Annotated in this window: 20 protein-coding genes; 12 read left to right on the forward strand and 8 right to left on the reverse strand. The window is 60.4% G+C overall.

Annotated features, from left to right (window positions below; genetic code table 11):
• The first annotated feature begins 417 nt into the window (after positions 1-417).
• The 4 genes from SOP85_RS21840 to SOP85_RS21855 all read left to right on the forward strand — a co-directional run bounded on the left by SOP85_RS21840 (position 418) and on the right by SOP85_RS21855 (position 3952).
• Positions 418-855 (forward strand): potassium channel family protein, encoded by a 438-nt coding sequence (locus tag SOP85_RS21840; RefSeq protein WP_323628195.1) that lies wholly within the window; start codon positions 418-420, stop codon positions 853-855.
• A 218-nt stretch (positions 856-1073) separates the two neighbouring features.
• Positions 1074-2654 (forward strand): sensor domain-containing diguanylate cyclase, encoded by a 1581-nt coding sequence (locus SOP85_RS21845; protein WP_323628196.1) that lies wholly within the window; start codon positions 1074-1076, stop codon positions 2652-2654.
• A gap of 140 nt (positions 2655-2794) precedes the next feature.
• Positions 2795-3238, forward strand: coding sequence for a hypothetical protein (locus SOP85_RS21850; protein WP_274075340.1), 444 nt, complete (start codon positions 2795-2797; stop codon positions 3236-3238).
• A 132-nt stretch (positions 3239-3370) separates the two neighbouring features.
• Positions 3371-3952, forward strand: a complete 582-nt coding sequence (locus SOP85_RS21855; protein ID WP_323608194.1) for a hypothetical protein — start codon at positions 3371-3373, stop codon at positions 3950-3952.
• A gap of 40 nt (positions 3953-3992) precedes the next feature.
• Here the strand turns inward: SOP85_RS21855 and SOP85_RS21860 are convergent, their stop codons facing one another.
• The 3 genes from SOP85_RS21860 to SOP85_RS21870 all read right to left on the reverse strand — a co-directional run bounded on the left by SOP85_RS21860 (position 3993) and on the right by SOP85_RS21870 (position 8079).
• Positions 3993-5087, reverse strand: coding sequence for an AI-2E family transporter (locus tag SOP85_RS21860; RefSeq protein ID WP_274075342.1), 1095 nt, complete (start codon positions 5085-5087; stop codon positions 3993-3995).
• Positions 5088-5162: 75 nt separating this feature from the next.
• Complete coding sequence (locus SOP85_RS21865) at positions 5163-5798, reverse strand: response regulator transcription factor (RefSeq protein ID WP_323628198.1); 636 nt, start codon at positions 5796-5798, stop codon at positions 5163-5165.
• A gap of 4 nt (positions 5799-5802) precedes the next feature.
• Positions 5803-8079, reverse strand: coding sequence for a PAS domain-containing sensor histidine kinase (locus SOP85_RS21870; protein ID WP_323628200.1), 2277 nt, complete (start codon positions 8077-8079; stop codon positions 5803-5805).
• A gap of 233 nt (positions 8080-8312) precedes the next feature.
• Here SOP85_RS21870 and SOP85_RS21875 point away from each other — a divergent pair, with 233 nt between their 5' ends.
• The 6 genes from SOP85_RS21875 (at position 8313) to phaR (ending at position 16343) form a co-directional block, all read left to right on the forward strand.
• Positions 8313-9935, forward strand: a complete 1623-nt coding sequence (locus SOP85_RS21875) for an acyl-CoA synthetase (protein WP_274075345.1) — start codon at positions 8313-8315, stop codon at positions 9933-9935.
• Between the two features lie 120 nt (positions 9936-10055).
• Positions 10056-10382: a DUF485 domain-containing protein gene (locus tag SOP85_RS21880; protein ID WP_274075346.1), complete on the forward strand. Its 327-nt coding sequence runs from the start codon at positions 10056-10058 to the stop codon at positions 10380-10382.
• Positions 10382-12052 carry a cation acetate symporter gene (locus SOP85_RS21885; RefSeq protein WP_323628201.1) on the forward strand — a complete coding sequence of 557 codons (1671 nt, stop codon included), beginning with the start codon at positions 10382-10384 and terminating at the stop codon, positions 12050-12052. The genes SOP85_RS21880 and SOP85_RS21885 overlap by 1 nt, the downstream gene beginning before the upstream one ends.
• A 62-nt stretch (positions 12053-12114) precedes the next feature.
• Positions 12115-13887: an acyl-CoA dehydrogenase C-terminal domain-containing protein gene (locus SOP85_RS21890; RefSeq protein ID WP_323628202.1), complete on the forward strand. Its 1773-nt coding sequence runs from the start codon at positions 12115-12117 to the stop codon at positions 13885-13887.
• Positions 13888-14013: 126 nt separating this feature from the next.
• Positions 14014-15282: an OprD family porin gene (locus tag SOP85_RS21895; protein WP_323628203.1), complete on the forward strand. Its 1269-nt coding sequence runs from the start codon at positions 14014-14016 to the stop codon at positions 15280-15282.
• A 512-nt stretch (positions 15283-15794) separates the two neighbouring features.
• The gene (phaR, locus tag SOP85_RS21905) at positions 15795-16343 is read left to right on the forward strand and encodes a polyhydroxyalkanoate synthesis repressor PhaR (RefSeq protein ID WP_323628204.1); all 549 of its coding nucleotides are present in this window, start codon (positions 15795-15797) and stop codon (positions 16341-16343) included.
• A 35-nt stretch (positions 16344-16378) separates the two neighbouring features.
• On the opposite strand, the gene phaP is transcribed toward phaR, so the two are convergent.
• Complete coding sequence (gene phaP / locus SOP85_RS21910) at positions 16379-16960, reverse strand: TIGR01841 family phasin (RefSeq protein WP_323628205.1); 582 nt, start codon at positions 16958-16960, stop codon at positions 16379-16381.
• A gap of 255 nt (positions 16961-17215) precedes the next feature.
• Here phaP and SOP85_RS21915 point away from each other — a divergent pair, with 255 nt between their 5' ends.
• Positions 17216-19039, forward strand: coding sequence for a DUF3141 domain-containing protein (locus SOP85_RS21915; protein WP_323628207.1), 1824 nt, complete (start codon positions 17216-17218; stop codon positions 19037-19039).
• Here the strand turns inward: SOP85_RS21915 and SOP85_RS21920 are convergent.
• The gene (locus SOP85_RS21920) at positions 19029-20087 is read right to left on the reverse strand and encodes an AraC family transcriptional regulator (RefSeq protein WP_323628208.1); all 1059 of its coding nucleotides are present in this window, start codon (positions 20085-20087) and stop codon (positions 19029-19031) included. The genes SOP85_RS21915 and SOP85_RS21920 overlap by 11 nt on opposite strands.
• A 273-nt stretch (positions 20088-20360) precedes the next feature.
• On the opposite strand from SOP85_RS21920, the gene phaC reads away from it, so the two are divergent.
• Positions 20361-22064, forward strand: coding sequence for a class I poly(R)-hydroxyalkanoic acid synthase (gene phaC / locus SOP85_RS21925; RefSeq protein ID WP_323628209.1), 1704 nt, complete (start codon positions 20361-20363; stop codon positions 22062-22064).
• Positions 22065-22085: 21 nt separating this feature from the next.
• Here phaC and SOP85_RS21930 read toward each other — a convergent pair whose 3' ends face one another.
• From SOP85_RS21930 to SOP85_RS21940, 3 genes are read right to left on the reverse strand one after another with little or no spacing between them, the layout of a single operon-like run.
• Positions 22086-23474 (reverse strand): ArnT family glycosyltransferase, encoded by a 1389-nt coding sequence (locus SOP85_RS21930; protein WP_323628210.1) that lies wholly within the window; start codon positions 23472-23474, stop codon positions 22086-22088.
• Positions 23471-24433, reverse strand: a complete 963-nt coding sequence (locus tag SOP85_RS21935; protein WP_323628211.1) for a glycosyltransferase family 2 protein — start codon at positions 24431-24433, stop codon at positions 23471-23473. Before SOP85_RS21935 ends, SOP85_RS21930 begins: the two co-directional genes overlap by 4 nt.
• Positions 24411-24785: a GtrA family protein gene (locus tag SOP85_RS21940; RefSeq protein ID WP_323628212.1), complete on the reverse strand. Its 375-nt coding sequence runs from the start codon at positions 24783-24785 to the stop codon at positions 24411-24413. The genes SOP85_RS21935 and SOP85_RS21940 overlap by 23 nt, the downstream gene beginning before the upstream one ends.
• Between the last annotated feature and the right edge of the window lie 87 nt (positions 24786-24872).

Genomic DNA, 24872 nt, shown 5'->3' on the forward strand with positions numbered 1-24872 from the left:
CCACAAATCCAACACACACCGCAAATCCTGTAGGAGCTGGCTTGCCAGCGAAGGCGATCCCACCGACGCCATCGCCAGCAAGCCGGCTCCTACAGATCTGTGTCACGCCACAAATCCAACACACACCGCAAATCCTGTAGGAGCTGGCTTGCCAGCGAAGGCGATCCCAACGACGCCATCGCCAGCAAGCCGGCTCCTACAGATCGGTGTCAAACCACCAATCCAACACACACCGCAAATCCTGTAGGAGCTGGCTTGCCAGCGATAACGACCTCACGCTACTAGGAAGTGGTCCTTGACTTCTGGCCAACATTGGTTGAGCTCGCTGGTTGCCCAGCCGTCCATCGACTAGAGTCAAGCGGCACCCCATTGCTGCAACTCCCGGGTGCCTGGGTCGATGTCGACGGAGGAACACCCATGTCTTCAAACATCCTTTTCGCCTGGGGGCTGGCGGTCAGTACGGTGATTGTGCACGCCGTCGGCATCGCGCTGATGCTCAGGCTTCTGGATCGACGCAAGGCTGCGACGCAACTCTGGGCCATCAGCTGGAGGCTGGCCTGGGTGGCGGTCTACCTGGTGATTTTGCACCTGGCGGAAATTTCGATCTGGGCCGCCTTTTATCTGTGGCAGCAATGCCTGCCCGATCTCGAAACGGCACTCTACTTCTCGGCTGTCACCTACGCGACGATTGGCTACGGAGAGGTGGTGCTGGCAACGCCCTGGCGCTTGCTCGCGCCAATCGAAGGCTTGACCGGCATCCTCATGTGCGGGTTATCCACGGGCCTGTTCTTCGCGATGGTCAACCACATCTACCAACAGGCTCACACGAGAACCCGGGACGATCTCAAGGACTGATGGTGGCCGATTGCGGAACGCATGTACGACCGCAGGTGTCATTTGTACTAGACACCCCCGGTGTCGCCTTAACTTGAGAGACAGAGGTGGTCCCCATGAACAATATTATCTACATCGTTGGTGCCGTCGTAATCGTCCTGGTTATCCTGTCATTTGTCGGTCTTGTATAGCCCAGGTTGCGTTCGGCGAGCCCAGATCGCTCGCAAAAGGAGAGGTTGATGCCTGGACGCAAGCAGCCACCAACCCTGGTTGATGGCGGCGTTGAAACTGTCTCTGCGAGAACGTTGCGTGCTGGGGCGGTCTTCCGGCTCACGGTGAGCTTCATGCTGGTGGTGGTCCTGGTGTTTATCGCGGTCGAGGGTTGGCGGACGTGGCGTGACTACCGGTCAGCCTTCGCCTCGGCCCGTGACTCGGTGACGAACCTGGCGCGAGCCACGGCGCAGCACGCCGAAGATGCCATCCGGCAAGTGGATGTACTGACTGCCGCGCTCGGTGAGCGGGTGGAAGGCGACGGCTTGCAGAACATCGACGTCCCGCGTATCCACAAACTGTTGGTCCAGCAATCGAACATCATGCCGCAGCTGCATGGCCTGTTCATCTACGGCCCTGACGGGCAATGGATCGTGACAGACAAGGACGCAACGCCGGAGCTGGTGAACAACGCCGACCGCGATTACTTCCAGTATCACCGCACGCACACGGATAAAAACGTGCGCATCGGCGAGGTAGTCACCAGTAGATCAACCAACGACCTGATCATCCCCATCTCCCGGCGCCTGAACAATCCAGATGGCACCTTCGCTGGCGTTCTGCTGGGAACGATCAAGGTCAGCTACTTCGTCGACTACTACGGCGACTTCAAGATCGATGACAAGGGTGCCCTGGTGCTGGCCACCCGCAGCGGAACAATCCTGGTTCGCCGCCCCTTCATCGCCTCCGTGGTCGGCAAGAGCCTCGCGGGCAGCGAGATTTTCCAGCGTTACCTGCCCAATGCCAACCAGGGCATCGCCGAAGTCAAGGCCGTCGTGGACGACACCGAGCGTCTGTACGGTTACCGGGCCTTGACCACCTACCCGTTGGTGGTGGAAGCCGGACTGTCCCGGGATTCGATCATCGCCCCCTGGCGTCGCGATCTGCTGAAAACCGGCTGGGTGCTGGTGGTGCTGATCGGGGTACTCGCGGTGTTCGGGCTCATCGTCTTGAGTCAATTGCGCCAGCGAATGGTAACGGAAAGAAAGTTGCGTCACGCGCACCAGGCCATGCGCGACATGGCGCTGACAGACAGCCTGACCGGCCTGGGCAATCGTCGCCGCCTGGACACTGCGCTGCCGGAGGAGATCCGCCTGGCTGCACGCCAGGGCTCCTCGCTGTCACTGATCATGCTCGATGTCGATTACTTCAAGCGCTATAACGACAGCTACGGCCACGCCGCCGGCGATGATTGCCTGGGTGCGGTAGGCGCCGCGATCCAGCAGGCGGTCAAAAGACCCGGGGACCTGGCCGTCCGCTACGGTGGCGAGGAATTTACCGTGCTGCTTCCCAATACCGATGGCGCGGGCGCAGCCCAGGTCGCCGAAGAGATCCTGCAGGCCATTCGATCAATGGACATCGAGCACAACGCCCATCCCCTGGGCAGGGTCACGGCCAGTGCGGGTATCACCACCCATCGGCCGAACGTCGAGGACGTGACGCCGGCCACCCTGATCAAAGCCGCTGACGCCCTGCTTTACGCGGCGAAACGTCAGGGGCGAAATCGCTGGTGCGCCGCCAACCCGTCAAGTGAAAGTAACCCTGCATAAGCGCGAACTTTCTCCTGCAAAGCCTTTCTTGCGAACCAGATGGCACTTGAGTGCCACCCAGTCTGCTACGCTTTTCTTTCCCCCGAATGGATTCGGGAATCATTGCCAAAGGCTGTTTCGTGGCCACTTGAGGGGATGGAATGAAAGCCAAGTTACTGGGGGTCGCTGTTACCGTCGTCGTCATCGGTACCGCTGTCTATGGACTGAACACCTGGAAAACGCTGCAGAGCGAGCGTCAGGAAGCGGTCTGTACCTTAGCGCGCCAGCACCTCAAGGACCTGGAAGTACAGGCGCGGGCCCTGGCCGCCGGGTTGTCGGTGGAGGCCTATGCCGAAGCCGAAAAGGCCGAGGCCGGCAAACTGGTGTCGGCGCTGGATACGGCAAAGAACGAAGCCGAGGTCGATGCCGTGATCGACCAGCATTCTGCCGCCATCGAAAAACAGATCCATGCTGAAGACGCAGAGGTCAAGTCCCGGGGTGAGCAGAAGTTCCTCGTCCAGGAACGCAAGGAACAGCGCATCACCACCGACATCAAGCAGGAAATCCAGCGTGCCGAGAAGGCCGTTGCCGATGACTGCGATTAGTTCGACCCGTTCAATTTTTTAAATGCGCATGCTTATCAAAGTGACTAACGCGTTCTAGACTCCACTACTGGCAGGTTCATTAAAGCTCCGCGTCCCTGACAAAAAAGCCAATAAAAACCAGGAAGTCCAGCCTTGAAAACTTCAACTATCGGCGTTGTGGGGAGTCTGCTGGTCTCGGGCGCGGTTTGCGCCACGGGGATTGCGCCGGTGCTCGATCTGGACTTCTCCCGCACCGCCATGGAAACCCTCAAGAAGCGTGGGATCGACGACGCGTGCATCGTCGCCGCCTCAAGCCCCGGAAGGTTCACCTACTGCCGGGAAGGGTCAACGACGCTCTGGCAGTACCAGACTCTGGACCTGGTGCAACAGGCCGGGCTGCTCAATGAAGGCGTACGGCCTTCGACGGATCATGGGCAAATCAGTGTCGTGGCAGTCGACAGCGCGGCCTGCGAAAATGACCACGGGAAAGCGGCCGGACCTGCGACCTTTGCCACCCTGCTCCTCAGCCTGGCGAGCCTGTTCCTGTTGATCGGGTTGCGCTACACCTACCTGGCAATCATGCGCGGGCCCTATCAACCGGTGGCCTACTCCGATCCCCGCCTGCAGCGCGAGATCAACCCCGAGTCCACGCACCCCTTGACCATCAAGGCGCTGGGAGCCTTCGGTGTCGCCGCCGCATTGGCCCTTGTCTACTGCTGTTACCTCGGATTCTGAAGCAGGAACCGGCCGACGGCGCGTCGGCCCCTTTTCGTGTCTACAGTCGTTCTTCCACCACCGGCGGCGGCGGATCCTGCACCCACTGCCAGAACAACTGGTAACCCACCGCCAGCACCACCGGGCCGATGAACAAGCCCAGGATGCCGCCGGTGACCATCCCGCCCAGGGCTCCGATCAATATCACCGGCATCGGCACGTCGACCCCGCGCCCCAGCATCAATGGCTTGAGCACGTTGTCCACCAGGCCCGCGACGAAGACGTAGATAGAGAAGATGATGGTCACGGTATTGGCCCCTTCGGTCGCGATGACAAAGGCAATGACCGGCACTGTGATCAAGGTTGCCGGCAGCTGCATGATGCCCAGCAGCAGCACCGCCAATGCCAGCAACCCGGCGCCGGGAACCCCCTTGAACACGAACCCGAGCCCCACCAGCAGCATCTGGATGAACGCGATTCCGACCACCCCGAGCGCCACGGCGCGGATGGTTGCGGTGCACAAGGTGGCCACTTGGGGACCTTTTTCCGGTCCGCTGATCCGCGAGGCGATCTGCACGGAGGCGCGGCTACCCGCTTCGCCATAGGCCATGAAGATCCCGGCGAGGATGAGCGCGACGATGAACATCAGCAGGCCCATGCCGACGCCGGCCACCTTGCCCAGTACCGACAGGCTGACGTCCTTGATTTGCGGAATGTACTTCGACGTCAGCCCGGGAAGGTCGGTAGACGCCTGCAGCCACAGCGCCGACAGCGGTTTACCCACCAGTGGCCAGCTGGCCACGGAATCGGACGGAGGCGGAATGCGGATGCCTTCGTCCCGGACCACGGTCATGGCATTTTCGACCGAGTCGGCAATCGAGGTGCCTAACAGGTAGATCGGGACCATGAGGATGGCGATGGCCACCAGCACGATCAGCGTCGCAATACGTCCGTCCTTTTCTCCCATCGGTCCCCGCAGCCGTTGTTGCAAGGGGTAGAGGGTGATCGCCAGGATCACCGACCACAGCATCAAGTCGCGAAACGGGCGAAAAATCTCAAAGCAGAACAGCACCAGCACGACAATCAGTCCGGCGCGGATCAAAATATCGAGCAACCCGCGGGACAAGGCCTTCTCTGACAGCGGCATGGGTACCATGGACGTCTCCTGACAGTTCACTGGGAAGGAAAACCGGTTAGCCCAGCATAGACGCACAATTCACAACGTGAAGGATCAACGCAGTTTAAGTGGATCCACCAAGTCTGCCGCAATCGCCATGCCCACCAGGTCCGGCAGTGTGTTGGCCTGCATGCGTTTCATGACGCGAGAGCGATACAGATCGACGGTTTTGGCACTGACCCCCAGTTGCTCGGCGATTTCGCGGGTGGTGTAGCCCTGCACCAACGGCAACATGACGTCGCGCTCTCGCGGCGTCAGCGTGAGCAAGCGGGCCTGCAACGCCTCCTGGCCCTGATTGCCGCAGCGTTGCGCGGCGCAATTGCCCAGCGCCTGTTGCACGCTGTCCAGCAGCAACTGCTCGTTATAAGGCTTCTCGATGAAATCTTGGGCACCGGCCTTGAACGCACGGACCACGATGGGCACATCGGCGTGCCCGCTGACAAAGATGATCGGCAGATTCAGCTGGCGTACGCGCATTTCCTCCTGCACGTTCAACCCGCCCATGCCGGGCATGCGCACGTCGAGCAGCACGCAGGCATCCAGACTGGCATCGCAGGCCTGGAGAAACTCGATACCACTGGTAAACGGCAGGGCTGTCAGGCCGACCGACTCCAATAACCAGACCGTCGAATCGAGCATTCCCTGGTCATCGTCGACCACATACACCACGTGCTCCGCCACACCTGCCATTACGTCATTCCTGTTGTTGTTTTGTTGGGCCGGCCAGCGGCAATCGGCAACACATCAGCAGCCCGACAGGCTGGCGCCGGGCACTCAGTTCGCCGCCGAAACCTTCGATGATGCTGCGGCTCATGGACAACCCGAGCCCCAGGCCATCGGGCTTGCTGGTATAGAACGGGGTAAATATCTGCTCGAGCTCGGGCTCGCTGACGCCCGGGCCCTGGTCTTGCACACTGATTTCCACGGTGGCGCCACTGCCCTGCTCCACCGCCATCACGATCAGCGAAGGCTCGTGCGGATGCTGGTCACGGTTGGCGTCGATGGCATTGCGCAACAGATTGAGCAGCACCTGTTCCAGCAACACGCGGTCGGCATACACCGGCGGCAGATTATCCGGCAGTCGATCCTCGATTGTCACTTCGCAATGACTGGCCTCCCACGCGCATAAACGCACGGCTTCGCGGGCAATGTCGGTCAGGTTCAGCGCCTGCATGCGCCGCTGGCCCTTGCGCAAAAACGAGCGTAACCGGCGGATCACTTCGGAGGCGTGGGTGGCGTGATGGGTGATGCGTTCCAGGCCTTGCGCCACCCGGACGGCGGCCTGCGGATTGGAACCCAGTGTTTGTAGATAGCGTTGGCTGGCGTTGGCGTAATTCACCACGGCAGCCAGCGGCTGGTTGATTTCGTGGGCGATGCCCGAGGCCAGTTCACCGAGTGTGACCAGGCGCGCGGTGTGGGCCAGTTCGTCTTGATGGCGGCGCTGTTGCGCTTCGCGCAGTTCCCGTTCGGTCATGTCCCGCGCCACCAGCGAGTAATAACGCTCGCCGCCGGCGGAACGGTGGGCCAGTAACACCAGCGATACCGGCACGGACGTTCCGCCGCCTGGTGGTTGCAGACGCGCATCGGTGCTCCAGACGCCATCGCGCTCGGCGCTGCTCCAGCCATCCCGTTGCAGGCGCGCAAGGTCACCGCTGGCGAACAGATCGGCCAGGGCCGGCATGGATTGCTGCTCATCAATCCCGAGGATGCGGCGCGCGGCGGGATTGAGGTAAGTGACCAGGCCCTCGGGAGCGATGAACAACACCGGATCGATGTTGGCCTCGACCACTTCGGCCAGGCGTCGTTTGTTCTCCTCGGCGAGCACCCGGGCCGTGATGTCCCGGGAGACGCTCACCACTTCGACCACCGCCCCGGTATAGGTTTCGCGGATCGCCCGGCTGGCGGATTCGAACCACAGGTAATGGCCGTCGCGATGGCGGATGCGATAGGTCATGGTGTGATAGCCATCCTGTTCCAGCGCATCCCGTGCACGCTGCATCAGGCCGGCCAGATCCTGGCCATGGAACAGGCCCTGGGCCATTTGCCCGCGCAATTCTTCCGGCCAGTAGCCGAGCAGGGTCCAGGACGCGGGCGATGCATCGAGGAAACGCCCGTCCGGGGTGTGGCGGGAAATCAGGTCGGTGGTGTTTTCGATGATCAGCCGGTAAAGCCGGCGTGCGGTGGTCGCTTCTCGCTCTGCCAGGACCTGGGTCGTGGCGTCGCGGCATCGGGCGAGCACGCGGTTGTCCTGCGGGTCGGGAATGAATGTCCAGATCAGGATCTGCGTTTCGAACTGAGCTTCGACACCTTCGATGGCCCGTTGCTGATCCAGACAGGCGCGCACCAGCACCCGATGATTGACCGGCAAAAAACCCAATACATCAGGCAATGGCTTCTCGGCCAGCAGGGCCAACAGCGCCGCATTGAACTCCAGCGGTCGGCCCTGTGCATCGAGCAACAGGCTCGGTTGTGGATCGTGGCCCAGTAGCGGCGAGCCGCGGAGCATGCCGTTGACGCTGCTCAACAGCGTCGTCAGCAAATCCCGCACCCAGCCCAGCCAGTCAAGACTCACCCCCTCGCACACTTCCACCAGCAGCAATCCCGCCTGCCCCGGCTGCAAGGCCAGGTCGAATACCTGGCCATGGCTGATGGCGGCTCGGCGCAGGCGGCCGGCCAGCCAGCAGTCCAATTGCCTGACTTGCGCCAGGTCCAGGCGCCCGGCCTCGATCAGTTGCTCGAACAATAACTGATCGCTGGCCAGCGCCGGGTCGCCCAGGCCCGGCGGGAAATGCTGTGCCGCCCCCTCATGGCTGTAGATCCGCGCATTGGGCTGCCAACTCAAGTAAACCGCCCGCTGCACTTCCGGGCAATCCTGCAGCGCATGACACAGCGCGTCGGCCCGGGCAGCCAGGGACACGCCTTCACGTTGCAGGCGCAACCAGCTGTGCAGTCGAACGGGAGTCAGGGTCATTGCCGGTCCACTTCTTCAATAAATCCAAGCATATACCGGCTACGGAAGTCCGGGGGCAAGTGATTTGGTACCGGACTAATTGAATATAGTACATTTACTATATTACTTAGGTTGTACTTCCATATCAATGGATGAATGTTATATAAAGTAAACCGGACATAAAAAAGGCGACCCCGGCGCGTACACCGCAGGGGCTCCCATAGAGCTAACAATCAGCCACCGAGTACCCGTACATGTCGATCTATGAACAAGGGCTAGGCCCTTCGGCTGTCAACCATATTGCCCTGTCTCCGCTCAGCTTCATCGAGCGCACCGCCAACGTCTACCCGGACTACCCCGCCGTCATCCACGGCTCGATCCGCCGCACCTGGGCGCAGACCTATACCCGTTGTCGGCGCCTGGCCTCGGCTTTGGCCGGGCGCGGTATCGGCAAGGACGACACCGTGGCAGTGATGTTGCCCAATATTCCGGAAATGCTTGAAGTGCACTTCGGCGTGCCGATGATCGGCGCCGTGCTCAACCCGCTCAACGTGCGCCTGGATGCAGAAGCCATCGCCTTCATGCTGCAGCACGGCGAGGCCAAGGTGCTGATTACCGACCGCGAGTTCCACAGCGTGATTCACGCAGCCATCGGCATGCTGGATCACCCGCCCCTGGTGATCGACGTCAATGACCCGGAATACGGCGAAGGCCAGGCCGTCAGCGACCTGGACTACGAAGCGTTGCTGGCCGAAGGTGACCCTGCGTTCGACTGGAAGTGGCCAGTCAATGAATGGCAAGCCATCTCGCTGAACTACACATCCGGCACCACCGGCAACCCCAAGGGCGTGGTTTACCACCACCGCGGCGCGTACCTGAACGCCTTGGGCAACCAGATGACCTGGGCCATGGGCAACCATCCGGTGTACCTCTGGACCCTGCCAATGTTCCATTGCAACGGCTGGTGCTACCCCTGGACCATTACCGCCATGGCCGGTGTGCACGTGTTCCTGCGCCGGGTCGATCCACAGAAAATCCTCACGCTGATCCGCGAGCATCAGGTCACTCACCTGTGCGGCGCGCCCATAGTGCTCAATGCCCTGGTGAACATGCCGGAGTCGGCGAAAGCGGCCATCGATCACCCGGTCAACGCCATGGTCGCCGGTGCCGCACCGCCGGCCAAAGTGATCGGCGCCGTGGAAGAGATGGGCATCCAGGTCACTCACGTCTATGGCCTGACCGAAACCTATGGCCCGGTGACGCTGTGCGCCTGGCACGCGGAATGGGATGAGCTGCCCCTGGATGAGCGGGCGCAGATCAAGTCCCGACAGGGCGTGCGCTACACCACGCTCGAAGGCGTGATGGTCGGCGACTCGACGACGCTGGAACCCACCCCGCGTGACGGCCAGACCATCGGTGAGATCTTCATGCGCGGCAATACCGTGATGAAGGGCTACCTGAAGAACCCGACCGCCACCGCCGAAGCGTTCGAAGGCGGCTGGTTCCACACCGGCGACCTGGCGGTCTGTCATCCCGATGGTTACGTCGAGATCAAGGACCGGCTCAAGGACATCATCATCTCCGGCGGCGAGAACATCTCCACCATCGAGCTCGAAGGCGTGCTCTACCGGCACCCGGGCGTGATGGAAGCGGCCGTGGTCGCCCGCCCCGATGAGAAATGGGGCGAAACGCCCTGCGCCTTCGTCACCTTGAAGGCCGATCACCAGGACGTTCGCGAAGCCGACATCATCAGTTTCTGTCGCGAACACCTGGCCGGATTCAAGGTACCGCGCACCGTGATCTTCACCCTGTTGCCTAAGACGTCCACCGGCAAGGTGCAGAAGTACGTGCTGCGCGACCGGGCCAAGGCGCTCTAACCGAAAACCACGTTGTACCCCACGGTGGCAGGTGATTGACCTGCCGCCTCGGGCTCGTGCACGCCGAATACGGCTGCCCGGCCCCCACAGACCGATAACAAGAACAAAGTGGAGCTAGCGATGACCGACATCCATTCAACCGATACGCAACGCTGCGAACGCATTCGCGGCAATCCGAAATTCCTCCAACTGGTGAGCAGCCGGTCCCGCCTGGCCTGGTCGTTGAGCGCCGCCGTGCTGGGCATTTATTACCTGTTCATGCTGATTGTGGCCTTTGCCCCGCAGTGGCTGCATGCGCCGCTTGGGGAACATCGGATGTTGACGCTGGGGATGCCGGTAGGCGCGGCGATCATCGTGTTTTCCTGGTTGTTGACCGGCTGGTACGTGTACAGCGCCAACACCCGCTTCGACGCACTGGGCGCCGCCATTCTCGAGGAGAGCAAGTGATGAACCTGTTCCGTACGCTTGCCCTCGCCGCTGCCGGCCTGTTGCCTGTTTCCGTCGCCATTGCCGCGCCCGCGCTGGGCGCGGTGGAAAAACAACCGCTGAACCTGAATGCCATCGGCATGTTCTTCGTCTTCGTGCTGGGCACGCTGGCCATCACCTGGTGGGCTGCGCGCCAGACCAAGTCCACCTCCGACTTCTATACGGCGGGCGGTGGTATCACCGGGTTCCAGAACGGCCTGGCGATTGCCGGTGACTACATGTCCGCGGCCACCCTGCTGGGGCTTTCCAGCCTGGTGTTTGCCAAGGGCTACGACGGCTTCATCTATACCATCGGTTTCTTCGTCGGCTGGCCGATCATCACCTTCCTGATGGCCGAGCGTCTGCGCAACCTGGGGCGCTATACCTTCGCCGACATCGTTTCCTATCGACTGGACCAGAACAAGGTGCGGATCTTCGCGGCCTTCGGCTCGTTGACCGTGGTGTGCTGCTACCTGATCGTACAGATGGTCGGCGCGGGTCAGTTGATCAAGCTGCTGTTCGGCCTCGACTACCCGGTAGCCGTGGTGATCGTCGGTGCGTTGATGCTGGTCTACGTGATCTTCGGTGGCATGATCGCGACCACCTGGGTACAGATCATCAAGGCCGTGCTGTTGCTGGCCGGCGGCACCACGCTTGCGGTCATGGCGATGTCGCAGTTCGGTTTCAGCTACGAGACCCTGGCCGACAAGGCCGTCCAGGCCCATGCCAGTGGCTGGAACATCATGGGCCCGGGCTCGATGCTCGCCGACCCGATCAACACCGCGTCGATGTCCCTGGGCCTGGTGTTCGGCATCGCCGGCCTGCCGCACATCCTGATGCGTTTTTTCACCGTGCCCAATGCCAAGGAAGCCCGCAAGTCGGTGTTCTATGCCACCGGCTTCATCGGCTTCTTCTTCCTCGTGGTCTGCACCCTCGGTTTTGCCGCGATGGTGATCATCGGTACCGATCCGCAGTACTACGTCAACGGTGAAGTTGGTGGCGCCCTGATCGGCGGCGGCAACATGGTTGCCATGCACCTGGCCAAGGCGGTCGGCGGCAACCTGTTCTTCGGTTTCCTCGCGGCTGTGGCGTTCGCCACCATCCTCGCGGTGGTCTCCGGGCTGGCGCTGGCCGGTGCTTCGGCGATTTCCCACGACCTCTACGCCACCGTGTTCAAGAAAGGCAAGGCCAGCGAGAAACAGGAAATGCGCGTCACGCGCATGGCGACCGTGGGCTTGGGCATCATCGCGATCCTGCTGGGCATCCTGTTCGAGAAGATGAACGTCGCGTTCCTCGTGGGCCTGACCTTCGGCATTGCCGCCTCGACCAACTTCCCGGTGCTGATCATGGCCATGTACTGGAAAGGGCTTACAACCAAAGGCGCGATCATCGGCGGCTTCGCCGGCCTGATTTGCGCACTGGTGCTGGTGATCCTGTCGCCTGCGGTCTGGGTCACGGTGCTTGGCAATACCCACGCCATTTTCCCATACGACCACCCTGCCCTGTTCTCCATGCCGCTGGCGTTCCTGGTGATTGTCGTGGTGTCCCGGCTCGACCGCAGCGTGCGCGCCGAGAAGGAACGTGACGCCTACGCCGACCAGTTCGTGCGCGCGCAGACCGGCCTGGGTGCCACCAGCGCTTCCAGTCATTGATTGCAAGGGCACGGCATTCGCTGCCGTGCCCATCGCACAACCGTCCTTTTGAGGTTCACGTTATGCCCGATTTCAAAGCCCCGCTGCGCGACCTGCGCTTTGTCCTGCATGAAGTCTTTGACGCCCCGGCCCTGTGGGCGCGCCTGCCGGCCCTGGCCGACAGTGTCGACGCCGATACCGCGGACGCCATTCTCGAGGAGGCGGCGAAAGTCACCTCGCAGCTGATTGCGCCCTTGAATCGCAGCGGCGACGAAGAAGGCGCGCAGTGGCATGCAGGTCGTGTCACCACGCCTGCTGGTTTCAAACAGGCCTACGCCACCTACATCGAAGGCGGCTGGGTCGGGCTGTCCGGCAATGCCGGGTTCGGCGGCATGGGCATGCCGAAGATGCTGGCGGTGCAGTTCGAAGAGATGCTCTACGGCGCCAACTCGAGTTTTGCGCTGTATTCGGCATTGAGTTCCGGCGCCTGCCTGGCGCTGGATGCCCATGCCAGCGAGACCCTGAAAAACCTCTACCTGCCGCCGATGTATGAAGGCCGCTGGGCCGGTTCCATGTGCCTGACCGAAGCCCATGCCGGCACCGACCTGGGACTGATCCGCACCCGTGCCGAGCCTCAGGCTGACGGCAGCTACCAGATCACCGGCAGCAAGATGTTCATCACCGGCGGCGATCAGGACCTGACCGAGAACATCGTGCACCTGGTGCTGGCCAAACTGCCGGATGCGCCTGCGGGCCCGAAAGGTATTTCGCTGTTTGTCGTGCCCAAAGTGCTGGTCAATCCCGACGGTTCCCTCGGCGCTGCCAACGCCGTAGGTTGCGGCTCGATCGAACACAAGATGGGGATCAAGGCCTCGGCGACCTGCGTGATGAACTTCGACGGCGCCAGCGGCTGGCTGGTCGGCGAGGAGAACAAGGGCCTGGCGGCGATGTTCACCATGATGAATTACGAACGCCTGTCCATCGGCATCCAGGGTATCGGCTGTGCCGAAGCGTCCTATCAGAGCGCCGTGGCGTACGCCCGCGAACGCCTTCAGAGCCGCTCGCCGACAGGCGCCATGGCGCCGGGCAAAGTGGCCGACCCGATCATCGTTCACCCCGACGTGCGACGCATGCTGCTGACCATGAAGGCCATGACCGAAGGGGGTCGCGCGTTCGCCAGTTATGTCGGGCAACAACTTGACCTGTCGAAGTTTTCCGACGATATCGGGGAACGGGAAAGCGCACAGGACCTGGTCGCGCTGCTGACACCGGTGGCCAAGGCATTTTTCACCGATACCGGCCTGGAAAGCTGCATCAACGGTCAGCAGGTGTTCGGCGGCCATGGCTACATTCGTGAGTGGGGCCAGGAACAATTGGTTCGCGATGTGCGCATCGCGCAGATCTACGAAGGCACCAACGGCATCCAGGCGCTGGACCTGCTCGGGCGCAAAGTGCTCGCCGACAAAGGTCTCGCGCTGCGCCAGTTCACCGGCGAGATTCGCCGCTTCGCCGCCCGGCCCGATGCCCCCTATGCCACACAACTGCTCGATGCCGTGCAACGGCTGGAAGACATCAGCGACTGGCTGCAGGATCGCGCCGCCACCAACCGTAACGAAGTCGGCGCCGCCTCGGTGGAGTATCTGCACCTGTTCGGTTACGTCGCCTACGCCTGGCTGTGGGCGCGCATGGCCCAGGTTGCCGGGCAGAAACGCAGCGCGGACGACAGTTTCTACGGCGCGAAAATCGCCACCGCCGACTTCTACATCCACCGCCTGTTGCCACGCATTCTGAGCCTGGAGCAATCCATTCGTGCTGGCAGCGCCTCGCTGTATGGCCTGTCGGCCGAACAGTTCTGACGATTGAACCGCCGCGGCGTCGGCTCCTCTCTTTTGGCATCGCGGTTTTTACTTCCCGAGCCCTTGCCATTGCGGCAGGGGCTGCTGTGCCCGTCATTTCAAAAATAAAAACCAAGGGGCTTCACCATGGACCGCAGCACTCGTATTCTCGCTACCCGTCTCCTGTTGGCCGGCGGCGTCATCAGCCTCACGGCGCCTGCTTCTGCTGACTTCATCAAGGACAGCAAGGCCAGCCTGGAACTGCGCAACTTTTACTTCAACCGGGATTATCGCCAGACCAACGCCGCCCAATCCAAACAGGAGGAATGGGCCCAGGGGTTTCTGCTGCGCTATGAATCGGGATTCACTGACGGTTTGATCGGCGTGGGGTTCGATGCGATTGGCCTGCTCGGCGTCAAACTCGATTCGAGCCCCGATCGCGCCGGTTCCGGCCTGCTCAAACGCCACAGCGACACCAGTAAAGGTGCCCAGGACGAATACGGCGAACTGGGTCTGACCGCCAAACTGCGCGCCTCGAAAAGCACGCTGAAACTCGGCACGCTACTGCCGAAACTGCCGACGGTACTGGCCAACGATTCACGGCTGTTGCCACAAACCTTCAAGGGCGGTCAGTTGACGTCGCTCGAACTCGAAGGCCTGACCGTGGATGCCGGTCGGCTGACGCAGGTCAATCAGCGCGACTCCTCGGACTACGAGGACATGGGCATCACCCGCACCGGCGCCAAGGGCATCACGTCCCGCCATGTCAGCAGCGACAGCTTCGATTTCGCCAGCCTGAACTACAAGTGGACCGGCAACCTCGCCACCGGCTACGCCTACGGCCATCTCGACAATTTCTACGACCAGCACATGGTCAACCTGACCTACGTGTTGCCGGTGACCACCGGCCAGTCATTGAAGACCGACCTGCGTTACGCCCGTTCTACCGACGATGGCGGCAGCAATGTCGACAACAACGCGATCGGCGCCATGTTCACCTACAGCCTCGGCGGGCATGCCTTCGGCCTGGGCTATCAAGGCATGAGCGGCGACACCGGTTTCGCCTACATCAACGGTGCCGACGCGTTCCTGGTGAACTTCGTGCAGATCGGCGACTTCGCCAGCAAGGACGAACAGTCCTGGCAGGCGCGCTACGACTACAACTTTGCGGCCATGGGCGTGCCCGGCCTGACCTTCATGACCCGCTACCTCACCGGCGACAACATTGACCTGGGCAACAACCGTCCCGAGGGCAAGGAATGGGAGCGCGATACCGACATTGGTTATGTGGTGCAAAGCGGTGCGTTGAAAAACGTCGGCGTGAAATGGCGTAACGCGACGGTTCGCTCGACCCACTTTGGCAGCGACCTGGATGAAAACCGCCTGATCGTCAGCTATACGTTGCCGATCTGGTAAGCCGAAGCAAGATCAAAAGATCGCAGCCTGCGGCAGCTCCTACTGGATGATACGTAACTTCAAATGCACACATTACCCTGTAGGAGCCGGCTTGCCGGCGATGGCGACCTAACAATCTCCCCATCTCCCACGGCCGTACCCGATCCACTGTAGGAGCTGGCGTGCCAGCGAAGGCGACCTCACAACCGACCCATCTCCCACGGCCGTACCCGATCCACTGTAGGAGCTGGCTTGCCAGCGAAGGCGACCTCACAACCGACCCTTCACCCACGGCCGTACCCGATCCACTGTAGGAGCTGGCTTGCCAGCGAAAAAACTAAGGGCGCCGCGGGGTGTCAGGCTTCCCGCGTTATCGTTGACCTCCATCGCGAGCAAGCTTGCTCCTACGGTGGATCGGGCTAAGGGCGCCGCGGGGTGTCAGGCTTCCCGCGTCATCGTTGACCTCCATCGCTGGCAAGCCAGCTCCTACAGTGGATCGGGTACATCCGCGGCGTTGCCCATAGTAGGTTAAGATGCCTGCAAACCTGGCTCGCCACGAGACACCCCGCATGACCGACCCCACACCCCGCCTGATCAAGAAGTACCCCAATCGCCGCCTCTACGACACCCACACCAGCAGCCACCTGACCCTGGCGGACATACGCCAGCTGGTCGTCGATAAAGTCGCGTTCCAGGTGGTGGACGCCAAGAGTGGCGAAGACCTGACCCGCAGCATCCTGCTGCAAGTCATCCTGGAAGCCGAAAGCGGCGGTGAGCCGATCTTCACCAGCGACATGCTGATGGGGATCATCCAGTTCTACGGCCCTTACCAGGGCGTACTCGGCAGCTACCTCGACAAAAGCATCCAGACCGTGATCGACATCCAGTCGCAGACGGGCGCGCAGTCGTCCGAAGCCTGGAGTACCTTCATGCACCAGCAGGCGCCGGTGATGCAGGACTTGATGCGCCAGTACGTCGACCAGTCCAAGGCGCTTTACCTGAATACGCAGAACATGTTCGGCCTGTTTGGCGCCAAGCCGACTACCGATGGCAGCGACAAAAAAAATGGCGATGGGGAATAAACCCATCGCCATCGGTGCAGCCTTACTGATTTGACTTACTTGTTACCGTTGGTGGCCTTGTTACTTGCTTGCGGAGCAGCCTTCGCAACAGCGTCCGCAGCGGCGGCGGAGGCGCTGTCAAAATTACCCTGAGCGGCCTCTGTCGCCTGTTTTGCGGTTTTTTGCGCGTTTTCAAACACCGTACCGGCATTCGCCAGGCCCGATTTGAATGCCGCCACCACAGGCTCGGAACCGGCCGGTGCGTTCTTGCTGATCGCTTCTACAAATTCCTGAACCTGCGCAGTACCCGCCTCGACCTGATTCGACGTCAATTGGGCGATGTCCGAATGGGTGCCCACGATCAGAGCCTGCACCTGACGGTTGAACTCGGCCAGGCGTTCGGTCTGTGCGTTCGGCTGGCTGAAAGATGCCTGCAAATCGGCAAAACCCTGGGGATCGCGAACAGCCAGCAGTTTGCGCACACCTTCGAATTGCTCTTCGGTGGATTCACGCAGCGCCTTGAACTGCAACTGGCTCAGCTGCTCAACGCTGGCGAAGACTTTGCCGCTGATCTGCTGCAAAAGATCGAGGTTGGCTTTCTGAACGGTTTGCAGTTTTTCCGGGTTGAAAAAAGACATGCTTGAACTCCTGGTACTGAAAGGCCCGAAGGGACCTGAGGACGCGACAGCGATCCGGCAGTCATCGCGCTGGACTTCATATTGCAGCGCACAAAAAAGTTTGGCAATGCTTATTTTGTGCAGTGCAAAATAAACCTTGCCCACCCCACGCCTGTTAGCGCTAGACTCCTCAACTCAGACGGCCGAGTACCAAAGCCCGCTTAATCGACGAGCCTGGCAACGACCGTTCCCCGTGTAAGGCATCAGGAGATCATGATGGGTCAGGAAGAAATTACCGCGCCGCACAATAAACCGTTTTGCACCGTTGCGGGTCCGTTCGACCACCTCAATCATCTGCAGCGCCTCAATGCCCGCAACATCCGCGACGCCATGCACAAACGCCATGCAACGACCTATGCAGCCTCGAGCCTTGGGCAACTCAGGCAACCCAGTGCCGCTGACTGGCAGGAGTACCTCACGGATCTCGGCCAGCGCAGCGTATTGTTCTGGGATACCTTGCGGCAGCGCGGCGACAACTCGCTGGCCCACGAACGTGCCGGGTATCCGTTGCTGTTGAAGTTCGATCATCAGACCCTGGTCGACGGCATGGACCTGTCGCGACCGGTCAACTACTCGCTGCTGCAGATTGTCCCGCGCCCCGGGCAACCCGTCGACAGTAAGCAGCGGCCAGTCATCATCATCGACCCCCGTGGCGGCCACGGCGCCGGCATTGGTGGATTCAAACAGGATTCGGTCATCGGCGAGAGCCTGCGCGCCGGTCACCCCACCTACTTCATCGCCTTCAGCCATGCCCCTGCACCCGGGCAGACGCTGGCGGACATCGTCAGCGCCCAGGCGCGATTTATCGAAGTGGTCAGTGAGCGCCATCCACACAGCGCCAAACCCGTGGTAATCGGCAATTGCCAGGCAGGCTGGGCGCTGATGGGCCTGGCGGCGGACCGGCCGGAGTTGCCGGGCCTGATCATCGTCAACGGCGCGCCGTTGTCATACTGGGCTGGCGTCAACGGGCGCAATCCGCTGCGCTACACCGGCGGTCTGCTGGGCGGTGGCTGGATGGCGCGCCTGGGCAGCGACCTGGGCAATGATCGTTTCGATGGCACCTGGCTGGTGAGCAATTTCGAGAACCTCGACCCGGCCAATGCCTGGTGGGGCAAGTATTACCACCTGTTCAGTGAAGTCGACAGCGAAGCGCCCCGGTTTCTCGACTTCGAGCGTTGGTGGGGCAGCCCGACCCTGCTCAATGGCGAGGAGATCGAGATGATCGTCGACGACCTGTTCATCGGCAATCGCTTGTCCGGCGGCCCCGGACGCAAAAGCAACGGGCTCGATCTCAAGCGCATAGAAGTCCCGGTGGTGGTGTTTTGTTCCTATGGTGACAACATCACCTCACCGCAACAGGCCCTCGACTGGATCGCCGACGTCTACCCAACCGATCTGGCTCTGCACCGCGCCGGGCGCACTATCGTGTATCTGCGCCATGCCAGCATCGGTCACCTGGGTATCTTCGTTTCCGGCGAAGTGGCGCGGCGCGAGCACCGTCAGTTGCTGGGCGCGGTCGAGACCATCAATGCGCTGCCGGCCGGGCTGTATGAAATGCTGATCGATGACGTGCCGCAAGACATGCAACACCCCTACTCCGTGCGCTTCGAAAGCCGACGCATAGCCGACATCCATGGCGACGTTGCGCCGCAGCGCGATGACGATCGCGAATTCGCCCTGGTCGATCGCGCGTCCGCGATCAACAACAGCCTGTATGACGGCTTTGTCCGGCCATGGTTACGTCAGCTGATCAACGAGCCCACTGCCCAACTGTTGCGCAAGGCCCATCCCTTCCAGCAACAGCAGGTACTGTGGAGCAGCGCCAACCCGGCGCTGTGGTGGCTGGCCGCTAGCGCCGCGCAGGTGCGCCATGATCGTCAGCTCGCCAGCCCGGACAATCCGTTGCTGGCCTGGCAGGCGTTGTTTTCCAAGCAGGTCCACGATGCCATGGACGGCTACCGCGATGTGCGCGATGCGGCTCAGGAACTGTGTTTCTATGGTGTGTATGGCGTGCTCGGCAGCCTGCAGCTCAAGCATTGACGAGCACTACCTGAGGGTGAGAGGTGAGCGGCACAGCACATGACTCATCGGCGCGATACTGGCCGGGGGTCATTCCGAACCAGCGGCTGCACGCCTTGTTGAAACTGCTGTGGTCATGAAAACCAAGGAGATACGCGACATTCTTCATGTTGAAGTGAGAATGGCGCAGGTAGAAATCGGCCAACTCTCGTCGTACCAGGTTCTGCACGTCCTTAAATTGCGTGCCGTCCTTTTCCAGTGCGCGTTGCAGCGTTCGTTTGCTGATGTTCATGGCGCCGGCGATCGACTCCATGTCGCATTGTCCCTGGCCATGACTCAAGCGCTCGGTGATCAGTGCGCGAAGCCTGCCGACGATGGAAGAACCGGACAACAGGTCCAGCTGCGCCTCGGCAAAGCTGTCATGCAGCACCGCCAGCGCCTCGTTGGCCATGCTCAGTGGCCGCAGGATCTCCTGGCCGTCGAACAGGATGCTGTCGTAGGCCGAGCCGAATTGCAGGTCGCAACCGAACAGGCGTCGATGCTCCGAGGTGTCCGCAGGTTCCGGATAGCTGAATTCCACACTCAGGGGTTGCGGCAGCTTGCCATCTCCCAGCCAACGGCAAAAACCCAGCAGGGACGCCAACCCCGCATCCACATACTGGCGTGGCTTGATCGAGCCTGGTTGTTGGTGATCGAGCGAGGCCAGGCGGAAATGCTCCTGTTCCGGGACGAAAAAAAGGCTGAAGCCGGTGCCGATCAACGGACTGAAGCGCACCAGGCGTTCAAGTGCCAGTTTAAGGTTGAGGCTCGACATCATCGTGTAGCCGACGATCTGAAAGGTGCCGGGATGGAAATGCCCATAGGCCTTGAGGCCGATGTCCGGATCCCCTGCGGCTTGCGCGGCCAGTTGCCACAGGCGATAGAGCACCCTTCTCTCGCACCGCGCCCCGGGCGTGTGGGCGAGTTCCAGGTCCAACCCGGCTTCCCGGCACAGGCTGGCGACATTCAGCCCCTCGGCCGAGAGCGTAGTGACCAGTACGTTAGCGTAGCCTGAACTCATTCTGAACATGGCGTCCTCGATGACGACTGAAAGCGGACATCCTGCCCGGAGCACGACTAATTGCGGCTTGGTGAATACTGAGTGTCCGCTCATTTTGAAGTATTGATACAGGTTTGGTTTATCGGTGTTTTGCGCTGCATCCGACCGGTGACCGGGCGTGGCACCGTTGGACACCGAACAGTCACCCCGCAACACTTCCGCAACGCCCGCCAATGCCCAACACTCCGCTTCTTGCAGCGCAAAACAATACTGCCCGTTCTTCCTCTGCGGGCAAGGAGCTCCATGGACAACAACACGCAAAACTTCAACACTTTCTGGTCTGGCCAGGTCCCGTTCGTCGCCTCCTTTGCAGTGCAACAATTACGCCTCTGGGTCAGCAGCAATCCCTGGTTTACCGGGCAGCCGTACCACGCCTGGTTCGACTTGCCGCGCGAAACCCTGGACAGCCTTCAGTCCGACTATCAAGCGCAATGGGCCGGACTCGGCCAGCAGCTGCTGACCGGACAGCCGTTCACCTTCGATGATCGACGTTTCGCCAGCGGCAACTGGAGCACTCCACTGTTTGGCTCCCTCGCCGCGTTCTACCTGCTCAACGCCGGTTTTTTGCTCAAACTGCTCGACCAGTTGCCGATCAAGGACAAAAAACCGCGCCAGCGCCTGCTGTATCTGGTGGAGCAAGCCATTGCCGCCGGCGCGCCCAGCAACTTTCTGGCGAGCAATCCCGATGCCCTGCAGCGCGTCGTCGATACCCGCGGTGGCAGCCTGCTCACGGGCCTGTTGCACCTGGCGAGCGACCTGCAGGAAGGCAAGATGCGCCAGTGCGACAGCGGTGCCTTCAAGGTCGGTGAAGACCTGGCCAACACCCCTGGAGAAGTCGTATTCGAAAATGAACTGTTCCAGCTGATCCAGTACCACCCGCAAACCGATACCCAGTATCAACGCCCTGTTTTCATCGTGCCGCCGTCCATCAACAAGTACTACATCCTCGACCTTCGCCCGGACAACTCGATGGTTCGCCATCTGTTGCAGCAAGGTCATCCGGTGTTCCTGATGTCGTGGCGCAACTTCGACCAGGCCCACGCCGGCACCACCTGGGATGACCTGATCGAGAACGGCATCATCAAAGGCCTGCAGGTGACCCGCGAAATCAGCGGCCAGCAGCGCCTCAACTGCGTGGGGTTCTGCATCGGCGGCACCCTGCTCAGCTCGGCGCTGGCGGTCCTGGCGGCACGTGGCGACAAGGCCATCGCCAGCGTGAGCCTGTTGACCACCTTCCTCGATTACCTCGACACCGGTCCCATCGACATCTTCGTCGACGAACAACTGGTGGCCCACCGCGAACGCACCATCGGCGGAATCGACGGCCCCATCGGCCTGTTCAAGGGCGAGGACATGGGCAACACCTTCTCACTGCTGCGCCCCAACGATCTGTGGTGGAACTACAACGTCGACAAGTACCTCAAGGGCCAGAAACCAAACGCGCTGGACCTGCTGTTCTGGAACAACGACAGCACCAACCTGCCGGGGCCGATGTACTGCTGGTACCTGCGCCACACCTACTTGCAGAACGACCTGAAATCCGGCGAACTGGACTGCTGCGGGGTGAAGCTGGACCTGCGCGCGATCGATGCGCCGGCCTACATCCTCGCCACCCATGACGACCACATCGTGCCCTGGAAGAGCGCATACGCCAGCACCGACCTGCTTTCTGGAACCAAGCGTTTTGTCCTCGGTGCATCGGGGCATATCGCCGGGGTGATCAACCCACCCGCCAGGGAAAAACGCCACTACTGGACCAACGACCACCTGACGCAAGACCCGGACACCTGGTTCAACAATGCCGAGCAGCATTCCGGTAGCTGGTGGAATGACTGGTTCACCTGGCTGGCCGAGCATGCCGGAGAACGCGAAGCATCGGTACCGAGCGCCGGCAATGCGCAATACCCGGCGCTGGAGCCCGCACCGGGGCGGTATGTGATGCAATGAGCGTCGACCGACCGGCTGCTCCTACAGACGACCACACCTGAGCAGCAAGCTCTCATTCGCCTGCCCCAATTCCTCACAACCGAGCTCTTGCAACAATCCCTCGGACAGGTTGCGCAAGCGCAAGGAGAGGTAAAACCTGCCATCGCCAGGCAACGCATCGATACTTTCAACGCGCCTGGCAGCACCGGCACTGTAAAATTCTGCCGAGTAGGATCTTCTGTCCAGGTAGAACAACTCTCCGGGCGCATCCGCACTGTGCTCGTTCCACAGGCTGACGATCTCCCGCTGGTTCTGCGGCCTTTCACTCAGGGATCCTTGCAGCACCAGGGCGCCACCCGTTATTGGCAGGCAAGCTGACAACAGGTAGAGGATGGTCTGGCGTTTGTACATTGCAATGCTCTCGGCCAACAAGATGGCCCAGGCAGGTAATGCAGGCAACACATAGGTCCAGAGGATATTGCCCGCCAAGGTAAAAAACAGCGGGGTTGCCAGCGACCATCCCCAAAGGAAGGTGTAGAAATCAGGGTTCCAGCCATAGCGATTGCGCGCCTTGTGCAGCATCCACAGGCAGAGCGTCCATGGAAACAGACTACCGATCAGATATATCCAGATCGTCCCTAAAGTTTCTGCATGGGCACTGCCATAAAGGTCACCCTGCCATTTCGAAATGACGTATCGACTCCAGTGTTCCCCAACAAAGAAGTAATTCAAGAATCCCGGGGTCTTGTTTTCAGCCAGGTAATACCAAGGCACAGACACCGCGGCCAGCAGAATCAAGCCAGACAACCAGGGTAGATGAAGAAAACGTTTCCAGTTCCGCGTCGAGGCAGCCCACACCATTGCCAGCATACCCACCAGAACAATGGATAAGGGGCCTTTGGCCAACATGCCCAAACCCAGGCCTATAAACCCGATTCTGGCCCAGGTCAGGTCATGATAAGTAACCCCTCTCCACAAGCCATACGCAGAAATCACCATGGCGAAACTCAGCGCAGGGTCAGTCAGGACAACCCCACTCGCTATAAAGCCGAGCGCGCAGCTGGAGTAGATGATCGAAGCGATCAAACCTGTCCTCAGGTCGCGCTCTTCGCGACAGAACTTCAGGATCACCGCACAGGTTGCGACGTGAATGAGCCAGGCAGGAAAACGGCTGGCAAACTCACCCACGCCCAGAATTTTCATGCTCAGCGCCTGGGTCCAGAACGACAGGGGTGGCTTACCCCAGAACGGAACGCCATGATCAAACATCGGGGTGATCCAGTCATCGAGGGTCACCATCTTGCGAGCGACCTCCGCATAACGCGCCTCCGACGTATCCATCAACGGGTAAAACGCCAATCCCGCCAGCCTGGCCAGACAGATGGCAACCAGGATCAACCATAACAAGCGGTTCTGATCAACCTGAGTCATGCCGACCGCTCCCGCAGGGCACTATCCGCAATCCGGGAAGTCGACTTTCTCAGAAAATAATGCGGCCTGCCCTTTGCCTCCACTTTCAGAATCCCGACATACTCCCCGACCAAGGCGATACCGCAAGTCATCAATGCCATTACAACAAGGATGAAGTTCTCATAACCCACATTGCCCGTTATCAAGGCACCGACAAAAGCGATAACGGACATCGTCATGACCAGGGCGGCGCAATAGCTGAACCAGCGCAGCGGGCTGTGTGAAAATGAAAGTGAAGAGTCGATGGCCAGACCCAGGAGGTTTGGCATATTCCACTTGGTCTTTCCCGCCTCCCGACCCTCGCGATCATATTGCAAACAAATACTCTTGAAACCAATCCACCCGGCCAGCCCTTTCAGAACCCGAGACCTTTCCTTCAGTTCGATGAGCGCTGCCAGCGGCGCGCTGCCTAACAGCCGGAAATCGCTGACTTGCGAGGGGAAAGAGAAATCCTTCACCAATACACGCATGATCCGATAGTAGGCAGTAGCGGTTGTTCGTTTCAGCCAGGAATCACTGTCACGCTTTCTGCGCTGCATATTGACAACGTCGTAACCCGCCACCCAATGCACGATCATTGAAGGGATCAACTCTGGAGGGTCCTGGAGATCCGCATCGATGAAGATAATGGCACGAGCGTTTGCGTGTTCCATTCCCGCCCACATGGCGGCCTCCTTGCCAAAGTTTCGACTCAGGTGTAAACAACGCACATCCGGTTCGCGCGCAAACTCATCAAGCAGATCAGAGGTGTTATCCGCACTGCCATCATTTACATAAAGCAGTCCGATTCGCATGTTTAACTCACGCACTACATCAGTGATTCGCTGATGAAAAATCGGCAATACATCTTCCTCTTCAAAACAAGGAATAATTACCGTCAAGTCATAACAAGGCGGACTACTTGAGTCTGGTTGCTGCATATTTGAATATCCAATTGTTAGAAATTGTAAAATTTACGATCATTACCAGCAGAGAAGACAGTATCTGGGCGGGTAATGCACCTGCCCCCAGCCTCAAAATCACGGCCATGAACAGTGCATTGAAGGCAACACTCAATACACACAAAGCCGCGTAGTTGACGGGCCGGGCTGTTCTGTTGCGAAAGACCCAGGCCTTGAGGATCCAGTAGTTGACGACAGCGCCCGCTATCGCGCCGATGGTGCTACTGAGCAACACGCCGAAAACTGGCGCTAGAAGGAGCAAGAGCGCAAAATGCACTGTTGTCGCAGTCAAACCGGATATCAGGTAACGGGGAAACAGTAATGTATTCATGCAGCTAACATTACACGGCCCCGTGTGAACGGATTATCACATTCACAATCGGTTCACACTTTACTCAGTACAATGCCTGACAAGCAT

The sequence above is a fragment of the Pseudomonas sp. YuFO20 genome (assembly GCF_035064975.1).
GTDB classification, from domain to species: Bacteria; Pseudomonadota; Gammaproteobacteria; order Pseudomonadales; family Pseudomonadaceae; genus Aquipseudomonas; species Aquipseudomonas putida_AE.